Source organism: Kitasatospora sp. NPDC059571 (genome assembly GCF_042735675.1).
Lineage (GTDB): Bacteria > Actinomycetota > Actinomycetes > Streptomycetales > Streptomycetaceae > Kitasatospora.
Map to the genome: position 1 here is coordinate 17,698 of NZ_JBHWBW010000032.1, position 13,375 is coordinate 31,072.

Sequence of the window (13,375 nt, forward strand, 5' to 3'; positions counted from 1 at the left end):
CACCCCATCCCCCCCCCCTCGGCGCCCCCCCCCGGCTCACCCGCCCCCGCCCCCGCGTCGGGCCCCCCGCGTAACAACCCCGGGGGGCGGGACCGCGTTGCGCACCGGCGGCCGGCCGGCCCGTCCGCGCAGTGCCCGGCGGCAGCCGGGTCAGCCGCCGCACTGCTTGAGCATGGCCTGCTTGTCGGCCGGGGTGACCGGCAGGTCGTACTTGAGCGAGACCTGGGCGAACCGGACGACGTAGGAGCAGCGGATCTGCGGGTTGGCGGGCAGCCACTCGGCCGGCCCGGAGTCGCCCTTGGCGGCGTTCTGCGAGCCGTCGGCGGGGATGAGGTTGAGCGGGTCGTTGGCGATCCTGACCCGCTTGGCCTTGTCCCACTTCGCGGCGCCCTGCTGCCAGTCGTAGGAGAGCGGCATCACGTGGTCGATCTGGATCTTCGTGGCCTGCGCCTTGGTCCACTGCACGGTCTTGCCGGTGTAGGGGTCGTAGATGGTCATCGCGGTGACCGTGCAGGCGGAGCCGTCCTTGTGCTGGACGGCGCGGCCGTCCCGGGACAGCAGGTCGTTGCGGGTGTCGCAGTTGTTGTGGCCGAGCGGGGTGCCGTCCACGTTGTCCGTCCAGGCGGGCCCGAACTGGTCGCGGTCGTACCCGGTCTTGGGGCCGGCGGCGGCGGTGCGGACCTTGGCGACGATCGCCCGGCCCGCGGCGCGGTCGGCGTCGGAGGTGAGCGGGGCGAGGCCCGGCCTGGTCCCGTCCGGGTTCTGCAGCGGGCTGGTGCCGAGCCCGGTGGCGGGCGGGGCGGCGTCGGTGGAGGACGGCTTCCCGCTGCCGCACGCGGTCAGCGCGAGGGCGAGGGCGGGCAGCAGGACGGCGGACAGGACGGTGCTGCGGCGGGCGTGCAAGGGTTCTCCCCCGGTGGTGCGGCTGGTGACGGCGCCCCAGCAGACCAGGGGCGTTCACGCCCGGTCAAGTGCGCCCGGCGGGCGCACCGCGGCGCCCGGCCGGCGGCCCGCACCGCACCGCACCGCACCGCACCGCACCCGGCGATCCCGCGCCGCACCCGCAGCCGGCGTCCCGGACCCGCCCCCGGATCCTGCGGGTGCGCGGGTCAGCCGCCGATCGCCGACATCGGCCGGTCCGGCCGGACGACGTCGGCGGAGCCGATGGCGTGGCCGGGCCCCTTGCGGGCCACGGTGGCCCGCCACGCGGCCTCGATCCGGTCGTCGTCCGAGCCGTCGCGCAGCAGCGCCCGCAGGTCCGACTCGGTGGTGGCGAAGAGGCAGTTGCGCAGCTGCCCGTCGGCGGTGAGGCGGACCCGGTCGCAGCCGCCGCAGAACGGCCGGGTCACCGAGGCGATCACGCCGACCACCGCGTCGGTACCGGCGATCCGCCACTCCTCGGCGGGGGCGTTGCCGTGCCGGCCGACCGGCACCAGGTCGAAGGCCCGCCCGAGGACGGTGAGGATCTCGTCGGCGGTGACCATCCGCTCGCGGTCCCAGGCGCCCTGGGCGTCCAGCGGCATCGACTCGATGAAGCGCATCCGGTAGCCGTGCCCGACCGCGAAGCGGACCAGGTCGACGAGCTCGTCGTCGTTGGTGCCGCGCACCGGGACGGCGTTCACCTTGACCGGGTCGAGCCCGGCCGCGCGGGCGGCCGCGAGGCCCGCGAACACGTCGTGGATGCGGTCGCGGCGGGTGAGCTCGGCGTACCGCTCGGGGCGCAGGGTGTCGAGGCTGACGTTGACCCGGTGCAGCCCGGCGGCGCGCAGGTCGGCCGCGGTGCGGGCCAGCCCGATGCCGTTGGTGGTGAGCGAGAGCTCGGCGCCGAGGTCCGCGAAGCCGGCGACCAGCCCGGGCAGCCCGCGGCGCAGCAGCGGCTCGCCGCCGGTGAGGCGCAGCGAGCGGATGCCGAGCCGCTCCACCGCGATCCGGGCGAGCCGCAGCAGTTCGGCGTCGGTGAGCACCTCGGGCTTGGGCAGCCAGGCGAGTCCCTCGGCCGGCATGCAGTAGGTGCAGCGCAGGTTGCAGCGGTCGGTGAGGGAGATCCGCAGGTCGGTGTGGATCCGGCCGTAGCGGTCGACCAGGGGTGCGCCGTGCGGCTGTCCGGTCCGGGGTGCCAGTCGTGCCATGACCCCAGTAGAGGGTGCGGGCGGGGCGGTCGGCCAGCGGCGGATGTGCCGGTGTACCGCGCTGACCTGCGGCGCCCCCTCGTACGATCGCACAGGTGCCGGTGGGCGGGCGGGGTCGGGGAGACTGGGGGGCATGACGGGTCAGGGGATCCCGGCGCTGGTGCTGGCGGCGGGCGGGGGGCGGCGGCTGGGCGGGCGGCCGAAGGCGCTGCTGCCGTACCGGGGCAGGCCGCTGCTGGAGCATGCGCTGGGCGTGGTGCGGGCGGCGGGCTGCGGGCCGGTGGTGGCGGTGCTGGGTGCGGCCCGGGCGCAGGTGCGGGCGGCCGCGGAGACCGGCGACTGCGTACTGGTGGACAACCCCGCGTGGGAGAGCGGGATGGGCTCCTCGCTGCGGGCCGGGCTGGCGGCGCTGCCCGCGGACGCCACGGGCGTGCTGGTGATGCTGGTGGACACGCCGGGGGTGACGCCGCAGGCGGTGGCCCGGCTGCTGGCGGAGCACCGGGCGGGCGGGGAGCTGGTCGCGGCGGCGTACGGGGGGCGCCGCGGGCACCCGGTGCTGATCGGGGCGCGGTTCTTCGCCGAGGCCGCCCGGGGCGCGCAGGGCGATGCGGGGGCGCGTGCCCTGCTGTCCGCGCACGCCGCCGATCTGCGCCTGGTGGAGTGCGGCGACATCGCCGTCCCCGACGACCTCGACACCCCCGCCGACCTGGTGCGCTGGACGGGCTGAACGCCCGGGCGGCCGGGCCCGGCGGGGCGGGGCCGGGATCTGACGGCCCGTCGGGAGTGCGCCCCCGCGGCGCCCCGGGGACAGGCAGCGGACCAGCTCGTACGCCCCTTAAGAGACCCTGAGGTTTGTCTCTTTCCGTTCCGCCACCTGCCCGGATCAGGGAGGATTGGAGGTGAACCTGCCCAGCCGACACCGAACGGACGGTGCCAGCCATGACCGCAGTGCCGCTGCCCGACGACTTCAGCGACCAGGCACCCGGGCCCGTGCCGTCGGCGGGCGCCCTCCCGATCCGCTGCCCGGCCTGCCGCTGCGAGCACGTGTACGAGCCACCCAGCCTGCCGTGCCCGTGCGGGCAGCAGCTGCGGGTGCCGCTGCTGCGCGGGGGTGTGCCGGTGCAGGTGCGCTTCCGGTCCTGGGAGGACTCCTGGCTGAGCATGCGGTGCCCGCACTGCGGGCGCAGCGACCAGTGGCCGCAGCCGGAGTTCACCTGCAACTGCGGGGCGACCGTCCGGCTGCCGGTGGACCGCGCGCCGCGGCTGCCCGCGTCCGGGCCGATCGGCCGGGCCGTGGCGGACACCCCGCGCCCGGCCGCCGGGCCGCCGCTGCCGCAGGCCCCGCTCTCCCCCGGCCGGCACCGCCTGCTGCGGCCGCCGTTCCGCCCGCAGCCGGTGCACTCCTCGCAGGACGCCGTGCTGGCGGCCGCGCGCTATCTGCAGTGGCTGGGCTTCGAGGACCTGGAGCTGACGGACGGCCAGGACCGCGAGGCGGTCACCCTGCTGGGCAGCAGGATGGTGGCCCAGGTGGACACCTGGTCGGAACCGGGTGACGTGAAGGCCGTGGAGTGCCTGTGGATGCAGACGCTGCACAGCGAGGAGATGGCGGCCGCGATGTTCACCCTGGCCGGGTACTCGCACCAGGCGGTGGTCCGCGGCGAGCAGCTGCTGGTCGCCCTGTTCGCGGTGGACGCGGCCGGGGTGCCGCAGCCGGCGAACGGCGCGGCCGAGGCCCTGGTGGAGACCGGCTGGACGTCCTGACCGGCGCCCGTCCCGCGGCCCCGCAGGCGCCGTCCCCTGCCCCGCCGGGCTCGGCCGGAGCAGGGGGCTCCGCAATTACGTCGCGCTCGTGATCTGGTGCACAAGCTCGCCCCCGTGTTGAATTGCCGCCACAGCACTGGCCGGTGGGGACGGCAGCGCTGCTGGATGGCGCGCACAAGGAGGTGGCGTTGTCGGAGCACGGTAGGGCCCCGGGGGGCATCGCGGACGCCGTGTGGCGGCTGCGGTCCCGCGGCTGCTGGCAGGAGGCCGCGGAGTTACTGCGGCCCGCTGCCGCGCGTGATCCCGCGGCAGCTCTGGAACGGGCCGAACTCCTGATCGAGCAGTGCATGTTCACGGCCGCGCACTGGGCGGAGGCGGAGGCCGCACTGCGCCTCGCCGAGGCCGGCGCGGTCGGCCCGGAGCAGCGGGCCGCGGCGGCCTGCGCCCGCGGGTTCCTGGCGTACGTGGCCAGCGTGCTGCGCCGCCGCGACCGGCTGGACGAGGCCCAGGCGGCCCTGGGGCGGACGTCGGCGCTGCTGCCGCCGGACGCGCCGGGCCGGCCGCTGCTCGACTTCCGCCGCGGGCTGGTCGCCGAGAACCTGCTGCACGACCCGGGCGCGGCCAAGATCGCCTACCGGCGGGCGCACGACGCCGCCCTGGCGCGCGGCGACGGACTGCTCTGCTCGTACACCTGGCGGCACCTGGCCGGACTGGCGCAGGCCTCGGGCGACCGGGCGCGGGCCGGTGAGGGCTTCCGGGCGTCGCTGCGGCTGCGCGAGGAGCTGGGCTTCACGGTCGGCGTGGCGCCGGCGCTGGCCTCGCTCGCGGAGGTGTCCGAACCGGCGGAGGCGGCCCGGCTGAGATCCGAGGCCGCCCGGCTGGTGCAGGCGCTGGGCGGGGTGCCGGTCTGGCTGGTGGAGCGCCTGCGGGTGCCCGCGCCGGGCGGGGAGCCGGCCGTGGAGCACGCCGGGGACGCGCCACGCTGAGGCCGGATGCCGTCCGGGGCCGGGGGAACGGGCCCGGGACGGCATCCGGCCCGTCCGCACGCCCCCTGACATTCGTACACGCACACGAGCGTTCCGCCCTCTGTTCCCTTCCGGTTTCCCGATCGGGTGCCGTTCCGGTCGCCCTTCACGGCCCGTGATGTGATTTCCCCTCGGATATCCGCCGGGAATTCCCCCGCAGCGGTGCTTTGCCGAAGATCCGGCCGATCCCGCCCGGAATTCTCCGCCATGATGGTCCAGCCGTCCCTGTGCAGGAGAGCGAGGCTGGTTCAGGTCATGAGACTGTCCGACATACCGCTGGGCTGGGCCATGGCGGGGGTGGCCGTCCTGGTGGCCGTCGCCGTACTGGTCGTGTTCGCCCGCAGCCGGGCCACCGCGGCGGCGGGCGGAACGGATTCCTGGGAGCGTTCGGAGGACCGCCGACGCCGCAAGGAATCCCTGTACGGGGCCGCCTCGTACACCCTGCTGTTCTGCTGCGCGGCGGTGGCCGCGGCGCTGTCCTTCCACGGCCTGGTCGGATTCGGCGTGCAGAACCTCAATCTCTCCGGCGGCTGGGAGTACCTCGTCCCGTTCGGGCTGGACGGCGCGGCGATGTTCTGCTCGGTGCTCGCGGTGCGCGAGGCCAGCCACGGCGACGCCGCGCTCGGCTCCCGCCTGCTGGTCTGGCTGTTCGCCGGCGCCTCGGCCTGGTTCAACTGGGTGCACGCCCCGCGCGGCCTCGGCCACGCCGGTGCACCGCAGTTCTTCGCCGGGATGTCGCTGTCGGCCGCGGTGCTGTTCGACCGCGCCCTGAAGCAGACCCGCCGGGCGGCACTGCGCGAGCAGGGACTCGTACCGCGGCCGCTCCCGCAGATCCGGATCGTCCGCTGGCTGCGTGCCCCGATCGAGACCTACGCCGCCTGGTCGCTGATGCTGCTGGAGGGCGTGCGGACACTGGACGAGGCGGTGGAGGAGGTCCGGGACGACAAGCGGACGGCCGCCGCCGACCGGGAGCGCCGCCGGCTCGCCCACCGGCGCGAGCGCGCCGAGATCCGTGCGATCGGCCGGCACCAGGGCGGTTGGCGGCAGCGCACGGCGGCCCGGCAGTTGGAGCCGGGCGGCACGGAGCCCGCCATAGCGGCGGCCGAACCCGAGCCCGCCGCGGCAGCCACCGGCCCCGCACCCGCGCCCTCGGAGGGGCGGACCGCCCCGACCGGCGGCCTGCCGGTGCAACCGGCCCCGCGGACGGTCGACCTGACGCCCGAGGACGACACCATCACGCTGCCGCGGCTGGACTCCCTGGAGCAGAAGCTCAAGGACCTGGAGCAGCAGTTCGGCTGAGCCCTGCGCCGGCGCCCCCGCGGGCGCCGGCGTCCGGTCATTGGCCGGCGTCCGGTCATTGGTCGCGGAGTCGCCCGGTCGCGCAGTCGCCCGATCGGACCGCTCGGACCGCTCGGTGGCCGGCCGTCAGTCGGCGGGCGGGGCGGCCGCCTCGGCGGACAGCTCGAACCACATCCGCTTGCCGGTCCCCCGCGGCTCCACGCCCCAGGCGTCGGCCAGCGCCTCGACCAGCATCAGGCCGCGCCCGGAGGACGCCTGCTCGCCGGGGGTGCGGCGGGTCGGCCACAGGTCGGACTCGTCCTCGACCTCGACCCGCAGCCGGGCCCGGTCGGCGCCGGTGCCCGCCCCCGGCTCGCGGTACAGCCGGGCGGTGAACATCGCGTCCCGGTCGGTGTGCCGGATGGCGTTGGTGACCAGCTCGGAGGAGAGCAGTTCGGCGGTGTCGATCAGCTCGGGCACGCCCCAGCGGCGCAGCGCGTCGCGCAGTTCGCCGCGTAGCTCGGCGATCCGGGCCAGGTCGGCCTGGCCGATCCGGCGGCGCAGCTGCTGGGCGGCGCGGCCGCCGGCCGGGCCGTCCCAGCGGAGCAGCAGCAGTGCGATGTCGTCCTCGCGCTCGCTGGAGTCGGCGGCGCCGGCGGCGACCCGGTCGGCGAGTTCCTCCAGCGGCTCGCGGGCGCCCTCGTCGGGGGCGGGCAGGTAGCCGGAGACGGCCTCGCAGAGCCGGGCGAAGCCGGTGTCGAGGTCCATGCCGCGGGCCTCGACCAGGCCGTCGGTGCAGAGCACCACGGTCTCGCCCGGGTCGAGGCTGAACCGGGTCACCCGGTACTCCTCGTCGGGGTCGACGCCCAGCGGCAGCCCGCCGGCCACCGGCAGGACGGTGGCCGTGCCGTCGGCCCGGCGGACCACCGGGTCGAGGTGGCCGGCCCGCACCGCGTAGACCACGCCGTAGTCGACGTTGACCTCGGCGTAGGTGCAGGTGGCGAAGTGGTCGGTGTCCAGGTCGGCGAGGAAGCGGGAGGCACGGGCCATCACCGCGGCGGGCGGGTGGCCCTCGGCGGCATAGGCGCGCAGCGCGATCCGGAGCTGGCCCATGATGCCGGCCGCGTGCACGTCGTGGCCCTGGACGTCGCCGATGACCAGGCCGACGTGGCCGCCGGGCAGCGGGACGACGTCGTACCAGTCGCCGCCGATCTGGAGGCCGGAGCCGGCCGCGAGGTAGCGGACGGCGGTGGTGACGCCGGGGACGGAGGGCACCGCGCGGGGCAGCATGACGCGCTGCAGGCCGGCGGCGAGCTCGTGCTCGGCGTCGTGCAGCTGGGCCCGGGCGAGGGACTGGGCGACCAGGCCGCCGAGGGTGGAGAGCAGGGTGCGCTCGTCGGTGTCGAGCTCGCGGTCGTCGTCGAAGCTGACCGTGCAGACGCCGATCGCCCGGCCGCTGACGACCAGCGGCAGGAACGCCCAGGCGCTGCGGCCGACGCCGGAGGCGATCTGCTCCCAGGCCTCCGGGTAGCGCTCGCGGTACTCGTCGCGGTGCGCGATGAAGACCGGGGCGCGGTTGCGGATGGCGTCCGACATGGGGTGCTCGGCGGCCAGCGGGGAGCGGTCGAACTGCGCGATGTGCTCGCTGCGGTACCCGCTGGCGCCGAGGATGGCGAGCCGGCCGGCCTCCAGCGAGGCGAGCACCAGGCCGTCCGGCGGCAGGCCGGGCAGCGGCAGCTCGGTGAAGACGCGGGCCACGTCGCGGACGGTCACCGCCTCGGAGAGCGCCCGGGCGGCCTCCTTGATGAAGCGGGAGCGCTCCTCGCGCAGGGCGGCCAGCTCGCCGGCCTTCTCGCGCTTGTGGAGTTCGACGGTGGCGTCCCAGACGAAGCCGACCATCCGGGAGGGCCGGCCGAAGGCGTCCGCGAGTACCCGGCCGCGGAAGCGGACGGCGTGCATCTCGCCGCCGGGGAAGACGGTGCGGTAGTAGGCGCCGCACTGGCCGAGCTCGCGGACGGCGCGCTCGACGCGGCGGCGCACCACGGGGGCGTCCTCGGGGTGCAGCAGGGCGAGGAAGGAGGCCGAGCTGCGGTCGAAGCGGTCCGGGTCGAGGCCGAGGATGGCGCAGGCGCGCTGGTCGCCCTCCAGGAGGTCGCGCCGGATGTCCCAGTCGAAGGAGCCGATGCCGTTGGCGGCCATCGCCGGCTCCAGCCAGTCCGGCGTGGAGTCGCCCGTCCGGGTGGGCAGGCCGTGGCCTGCGCCGGGCAGCGGCAGCCCGGCGGTCGCGGTGCGGAGTGCTTGGCCGGCGCCGCTCCGGGCGGTCTGTGCCGGCGGGATTCGGCGCGCAGGCCCCTGCGGCTCGGGCTCCGTCGCCATGTCTCTCCTGCCGCTGCCGTTGCCAGGCGGTCCGGGGCGGACCGCGGTGGCCGAGTGATGTCGGATCGCGTGGGCCGGGGTTCGGTGGCCGGTCGAGAATCGGATCTTCCCGCCGGATCTACCCGGGCACACATTCTCACTAGCCTCTCGTATGTTCGGCAAGGCGGCAATCCCGCGGCGCCGTTCGTGTGCCGATCCGGTGGCGAGGACTACCGTTCGTGCACGTTTCACTGCGCTCCGGATCAGGACGGTCCGATCTCGAACCAGGTGACCTTGCCGTCCCCGCGCAGCTGCACCCCCCAGTCGTCGGCGAGCGCTTCCACCAGCAGCAGCCCGCGGCCCGAGGTGGCGAAATCCGCGGGCGCCCGCCGCCCGGGCATCCGGGCCGCGCCGTCGTGCACCTCGATGCGCAGCCGCCGGCCCGGGGTGAGCACCGCCTCGAAGACGGCGCCCTGCGCGGTGTGCAGCAGGGCGTTGGTGACCAGCTCGGACGCGAGCAGCTCGGCCGTGTCGGCGAGCTCGGGCACGCCCCAGCGGTCGAGCGCCGCCCGCAGCCGGTGCCGGATCGCGCCGACCGCGACCAGGTCGGCCGGGTCGAGCGCGGCATGCAGTGTGCGGTGCAGCGCGCAGCCGGGCTCGTGCACCGTTACCGGGCCGTCCGCGGACACCGGCCGGACGGGCCGTCCGTCCGGCACCGGGCGCGGCGCCCGGGGCTGACCGTCGGCGGGCTCCGCCGCCCTGGCCCCGGCCGCCGAACGCTGGCGCGGAAACCTTGCCTGACCGTCCATCACTACGCCCCCGCCCCTCTCCGGAACGCCGCCGGTCCCCCTCCGGGCGGTGTCCAACCGTCGAACATCCTCATGCCCATTCCATGTCCACCGCAACAGTGCATCCCCGGCCACCTGGGGTGAAGCGGGGCTCGGGGCCGGCGACGTGATCCACCCGGCGAGCAGGGGGAGGTTTCGGGGGGATTCCGGGGACGGCCGTGCCCGCGTTCCGGACGCGCCGGGTACGCCGGACGGTCGACAGGCAGCGCGCCCCGCGGCGCGCAACGCTGGACAGGCGGGGCCCGGTCGGGTTTCAATGGCCGGGCATGTTTGAACGGCGTTCTAAACTGTTCGCCGTACCGGCCGGCCCGACCCGCCGAACCGGTCGACCTGCTGCACCGATCGACCTGCTGCACCGATCGACCCGCCGCAACCGGACGCGTACCGGACCTGCTGCACCGATCGGCCCGACCACTGCCACCCGCGAGCGAGGAACCGTGCGACTCACCCCCACCGAACGGGACCGGCTGCTGATCTTCACAGCCGCCGAGCTGGCCCGCGCCCGCCGCGCCCGCGGCGTGAAACTGAACGTGCCCGAGGCCACCGCGCTGATCGCCGACGCCGTCTGCGAGGCGGCCCGGGACGGCCGCCGGCTGGCCGAGGCGATCGAGGCCGGGCGCACCGTGCTGAGCGCCGACGACGTGCTGCCGGGCGTGCCGGACGTGGTCACCGTCGTCCAGGTCGAGGCCGTCTTCGACGACGGCACCCGGCTCGCCGTGGTGAACGACCCGTTCCGCGGCGCCGGCTCACTGGGCGAGGACGCCCCGGGTGCGGCCCTGCCGGGCACCGGCGAGGGCTACGACCCGGTGGAGGAGACGGTCGTGCTGGCCGTCCACAACACCGCCGCGGTGCCGATCTCGGTCACCTCGCACTTCCACTTCTTCGAGGCCAACCCGCGCCTCGCGTTCGACCGCGCCGCGGCGTACGGCACCCACCTGGCGGTGCCGGCCGGCTCCTCGGTGCGCTTCGACCCGGGCGCCACGGTGGAGGTCGGCCTGGTGCCGATCGGCGGCGAGCGGGTCGCGATCGGTTTCGCCGGCCTGGTCGACGGGCCGCTCGACGCGCCCGGCGCCAAGGAGGCCGCCCTGGCGAAGGCGCGCGCCACCGGATACCTGACCAGCTTCGACGACGCGGAGGTCGAGTCGTGACCGCCATCACCCCCCACGACTACATCTCGGTGCACGGCGCCCGGGCCGGCGACCGGATCCGGCTCGGCGACAGCGGGCTGATCATCCGGGTCGAGTCCGACTCCCAGGAACCGGGCAACGAGTTCCTGGCCGGCTTCGGCAAGACCGCCCGCGACGGCCTGCACCTGAAGGCCACCGCGATCCGCGAGACCTGCGACGTGGTGATCAGCAACGTCGTGGTCATCGACGCGGTCCAGGGCATCCGCAAGACCTCGATCGGCATCCGCGACGGCCGGATCGTCTCGGTCGGCCGGGCGGGCAACCCGGACACCATGGACGGCGTGGACGTGGTCGTCTCCACCGGCACCACGATCGTCTCCGGCGAGGGCATGATCGCCACCGCCGGTGCCATCGACACCCACGTCCACCTGCTCTCGCCGCGGATCATGGAGGCCTCGCTGGCCTCCGGCGTCACCACGATCATCGGCCAGGAGTTCGGCCCGGTCTGGGGCGTCGGCGTCAACTCCCCCTGGGCGCTGCGGCACGCCTTCAACGCCTTCGACGCCTGGCCGGTCAACATCGGCTTCCTGGGCCGGGGTTCGTCCTCCGACCCGGCGCCGCTGATCGAGGCCCTGGCCGAGGGCGGCGCCTCCGGCTTCAAGGTCCACGAGGACATGGGCGCCCACACCCGCGCCCTGGACACCGCGCTGCGGGTCGCCGAGGAGTACGACGTCCAGGTCGCGCTGCACACCGACGGACTGAACGAGTGCCTCTCCGTCGAGGACACCCTCGCCGTGCTGGAGGGCCGCACCATCCACGCCTTCCACATCGAGGGCTGCGGCGGCGGCCACGTGCCGAACGTGCTCAAGATGGCCGGCGTGGAGAACGTCATCGGCTCCTCCACCAACCCCACGCTGCCGTTCGGCCGGGACGCGGTCGCCGAGCACTTCGGCATGATCGTGTCCGCGCACGACCTCAAGGTCGACCTGCCCGGAGACGCGGCGATGGCCCGCGACCGGATCCGCGCGGGCACGATGGGCGCCGAGGACGTGCTGCACGACCTCGGGGTCATCGGCATCACCTCCTCCGACGCCCAGGGCATGGGCCGCGCCGGCGAGACCGTCCGCCGCACCTTCGCCATGGCCGGCAAGATGAAGTCCGAACTCGGACCGCTGGACGGCGGCTTCGGCACCGCCGCGGGCGGCGACGACAACGAGCGGGTGCTCCGCTACATCGCCAAGCTCACCATCAACCCGGCCATCGCACACGGCCTCTCGCACGAGGTCGGCTCGCTGGAGGTCGGCAAGCTCGCCGACATCGTGCTGTGGCGCGCCGACCACTTCGGCGCCAAGCCGCAACTGGTGCTGAAGGCCGGCTTCCCCGCGTACGGCGTGGTCGGCGACCCGAACGCCTCCACCGACCGGTGCGAACCGCTGGTGCTCGGGCCGCAGTTCGGCGCGCACGGCGCCACCGCCGCGGACATCTCGGTGGCCTTCGTCTCGCAGGCCGCTGCCGAGGCCTCGTACCTGGACGTCACGGGCGACCAACTCCCCACCCGGCGACGCCGCGTGGGCGTCCGCGGCACCCGCGGCATCGGCCCGCGATCGATGGTCCGCAATGCCCGGATCGGCCACGTCCAGGTCGAGGCGGACACCGGCCTGGTCTCCCTCGACGGCGAACCGCTGCGCTCCGAGCCCGCCGACAGCGTCTCGCTCAGCCGCCTCTACTTCCTGTAACCCTCCCGCACTGCCAAGGACTTGAACCCCATGACCAGCACCCCCGCCGCACTCGGCTACCGGATGCCCGCCGAGTGGCACCCGCACGAGCGCACCTGGATGGCCTTCCCCACCGCCAACCCCACCTTCGACAGCCCCGAGAGCCTGCACGCCGGACGCGAGGCCTGGGCGCGGGTCGCCGACACCATCGCCCGGTACGAGCCGGTGACGCTGGTCGTCAACTCCGGTGAGACCGAGGAGGCCCGCCGGTACGTGTCGGACAAGGTCGAGATCGTGGAGCGGCCGCTCAACGACGCGTGGATGCGCGACATCGGCCCGAGCTTCCTGATCGACGGCAAGGGCGGGGTCGCCGCCGCCGACTGGATCTTCAACGGCTGGGGTGCGCAGTCCTGGGCCCGTTGGGACAAGGACGAGCAGATCGCCGAGCACATCGCCGACCTGACCGGCGTCACCCGGTTCGTCTCGCGGCTGATCAACGAGGGCGGCGGCATCCACGTCGACGGCGAGGGCACCGTCCTGGTCACCGACACCGTCCAGCTGGGCGAGGGCCGGAACTCGGACTGGACCCGCGAGGAGGTGGAGGCCGAGCTGCACGCCTTCCTCGGCACCACCAAGGCGATCTGGCTGCCGCGCGGACTCACCCGCGACTACGACGAGTTCGGCACCCGCGGGCACATCGACATCGTGGCCTCGTTCGTGCGGCCCGGCGTGGTCGTCGCGCACGTGCAGAACGACCCGGCCCACCCGGACCACGAGGTCTGCAAGGAGCTGGTCGCCGTGCTGCGCGCCGCCACCGACGCGCAGGGCCGCCGTCTGGAGGTGATCGAGCTGCCCGCCCCGACCGTCCTCACCGACGAGGAGGGCGAGCCGGTCGACTACTCCTACATCAACCACTACGTCGCCAACGACGCGGTGATCCTCTGCGCCTTCGACGACCCGCGCGACGAGGAGGCCGCCGCGATCCTCGGCGAGGCCTACCCGGGCCGCACGGTGGAGCTGGTCGACGCCCGCGAGATCTTCGCCAACGGCGGCGGCATTCACTGCATCACCCAGCAGCAGCCGAAGGCCTGACGGCCGGTCGAATTCGGCAACGGAGGGCGGCCGGCACCCCGGAGG

General features: G+C 75.0%; 11 protein-coding genes. 7 read left to right on the forward strand and 4 right to left on the reverse strand.

The window, feature by feature from the left end; genetic code table 11:
* Nucleotides 1–150 precede the first annotated feature (150 nt).
* Both ACFV0G_RS06525 and moaA read right to left on the reverse strand, forming a co-directional pair.
* Nucleotides 151–903, reverse strand: coding sequence for an HNH endonuclease family protein (locus tag ACFV0G_RS06525; RefSeq protein ID WP_380542593.1), 753 nt, complete (start codon nt 901–903; stop codon nt 151–153).
* Nucleotides 904–1,109: 206 nt separating this feature from the next.
* Nucleotides 1,110–2,129: a GTP 3',8-cyclase MoaA gene (gene moaA, locus ACFV0G_RS06530; RefSeq protein ID WP_380542596.1), complete on the reverse strand. Its 1,020-nt coding sequence runs from the start codon at nt 2,127–2,129 to the stop codon at nt 1,110–1,112.
* Nucleotides 2,130–2,262: 133 nt separating this feature from the next.
* On the opposite strand from moaA, the gene ACFV0G_RS06535 reads away from it, so the two are divergent.
* The 4 genes from ACFV0G_RS06535 (at nt 2,263) to ACFV0G_RS06550 (ending at nt 6,214) form a co-directional block, all read left to right on the forward strand.
* Nucleotides 2,263–2,856: an NTP transferase domain-containing protein gene (locus ACFV0G_RS06535; RefSeq protein ID WP_380542599.1), complete on the forward strand. Its 594-nt coding sequence runs from the start codon at nt 2,263–2,265 to the stop codon at nt 2,854–2,856.
* 212 nt (nt 2,857–3,068) lie between these two features.
* The gene (locus tag ACFV0G_RS06540) at nt 3,069–3,890 is read left to right on the forward strand and encodes a hypothetical protein (RefSeq protein WP_380542602.1); all 822 of its coding nucleotides are present in this window, start codon (nt 3,069–3,071) and stop codon (nt 3,888–3,890) included.
* Between the two features lie 188 nt (nt 3,891–4,078).
* Nucleotides 4,079–4,876, forward strand: a complete 798-nt coding sequence (locus ACFV0G_RS06545) for a hypothetical protein (protein ID WP_380542605.1) — start codon at nt 4,079–4,081, stop codon at nt 4,874–4,876.
* A gap of 294 nt (nt 4,877–5,170) precedes the next feature.
* Nucleotides 5,171–6,214 carry a DUF2637 domain-containing protein gene (locus ACFV0G_RS06550; RefSeq protein ID WP_380542608.1) on the forward strand — a complete coding sequence of 348 codons (1,044 nt, stop codon included), beginning with the start codon at nt 5,171–5,173 and terminating at the stop codon, nt 6,212–6,214.
* 126 nt (nt 6,215–6,340) lie between these two features.
* Here ACFV0G_RS06550 and ACFV0G_RS06555 read toward each other — a convergent pair whose 3' ends face one another.
* Together ACFV0G_RS06555 and ACFV0G_RS06560 are read right to left on the reverse strand one after the other, a co-directional pair.
* On the reverse strand, nt 6,341–8,569 hold the full coding sequence (locus ACFV0G_RS06555) for a SpoIIE family protein phosphatase (protein ID WP_380542611.1): 2,229 nt from the start codon (nt 8,567–8,569) through the stop codon (nt 6,341–6,343).
* 242 nt (nt 8,570–8,811) lie between these two features.
* Complete coding sequence (locus ACFV0G_RS06560; RefSeq protein ID WP_380542614.1) at nt 8,812–9,213, reverse strand: ATP-binding protein; 402 nt, start codon at nt 9,211–9,213, stop codon at nt 8,812–8,814.
* 620 nt (nt 9,214–9,833) lie between these two features.
* Between ACFV0G_RS06560 and ACFV0G_RS06565 the strand changes: the two genes are divergently transcribed.
* From ACFV0G_RS06565 to ACFV0G_RS06575, 3 genes are read left to right on the forward strand one after another with little or no spacing between them, the layout of a single operon-like run.
* Complete coding sequence (locus ACFV0G_RS06565) at nt 9,834–10,544, forward strand: urease subunit gamma (RefSeq protein WP_380542617.1); 711 nt, start codon at nt 9,834–9,836, stop codon at nt 10,542–10,544.
* Entirely contained in the window at nt 10,541–12,259 is a 1,719-nt protein-coding gene (locus tag ACFV0G_RS06570; RefSeq protein ID WP_380542620.1) for an urease subunit alpha, read from the forward strand. The genes ACFV0G_RS06565 and ACFV0G_RS06570 overlap by 4 nt, the downstream gene beginning before the upstream one ends.
* A gap of 30 nt (nt 12,260–12,289) precedes the next feature.
* The gene (locus ACFV0G_RS06575) at nt 12,290–13,330 is read left to right on the forward strand and encodes an agmatine/peptidylarginine deiminase (RefSeq protein WP_380542623.1); all 1,041 of its coding nucleotides are present in this window, start codon (nt 12,290–12,292) and stop codon (nt 13,328–13,330) included.
* Nucleotides 13,331–13,375 lie beyond the last annotated feature (45 nt).

What these genes read in the sequence shown, in the direction of transcription:
- ACFV0G_RS06540 (WP_380542602.1), top strand. Translation starts at nt 3,069, where the DNA reads ATGACCGCAGTGCCGCTGCCCGACGACTTCAGCGACCAGGCACCCGGG.
- ACFV0G_RS06575 (WP_380542623.1), top strand. Translation starts at nt 12,290, where the DNA reads ATGACCAGCACCCCCGCCGCACTCGGCTACCGGATGCCCGCCGAGTGG.
- ACFV0G_RS06535 (WP_380542599.1), top strand. Translation starts at nt 2,263, where the DNA reads ATGACGGGTCAGGGGATCCCGGCGCTGGTGCTGGCGGCGGGCGGGGGG.
- ACFV0G_RS06555 (WP_380542611.1), bottom strand. Translation starts at nt 8,569, where the DNA reads ATGGCGACGGAGCCCGAGCCGCAGGGGCCTGCGCGCCGAATCCCGCCG.
- ACFV0G_RS06550 (WP_380542608.1), top strand. Translation starts at nt 5,171, where the DNA reads ATGAGACTGTCCGACATACCGCTGGGCTGGGCCATGGCGGGGGTGGCC.
- moaA (WP_380542596.1), bottom strand. Translation starts at nt 2,129, where the DNA reads ATGGCACGACTGGCACCCCGGACCGGACAGCCGCACGGCGCACCCCTG.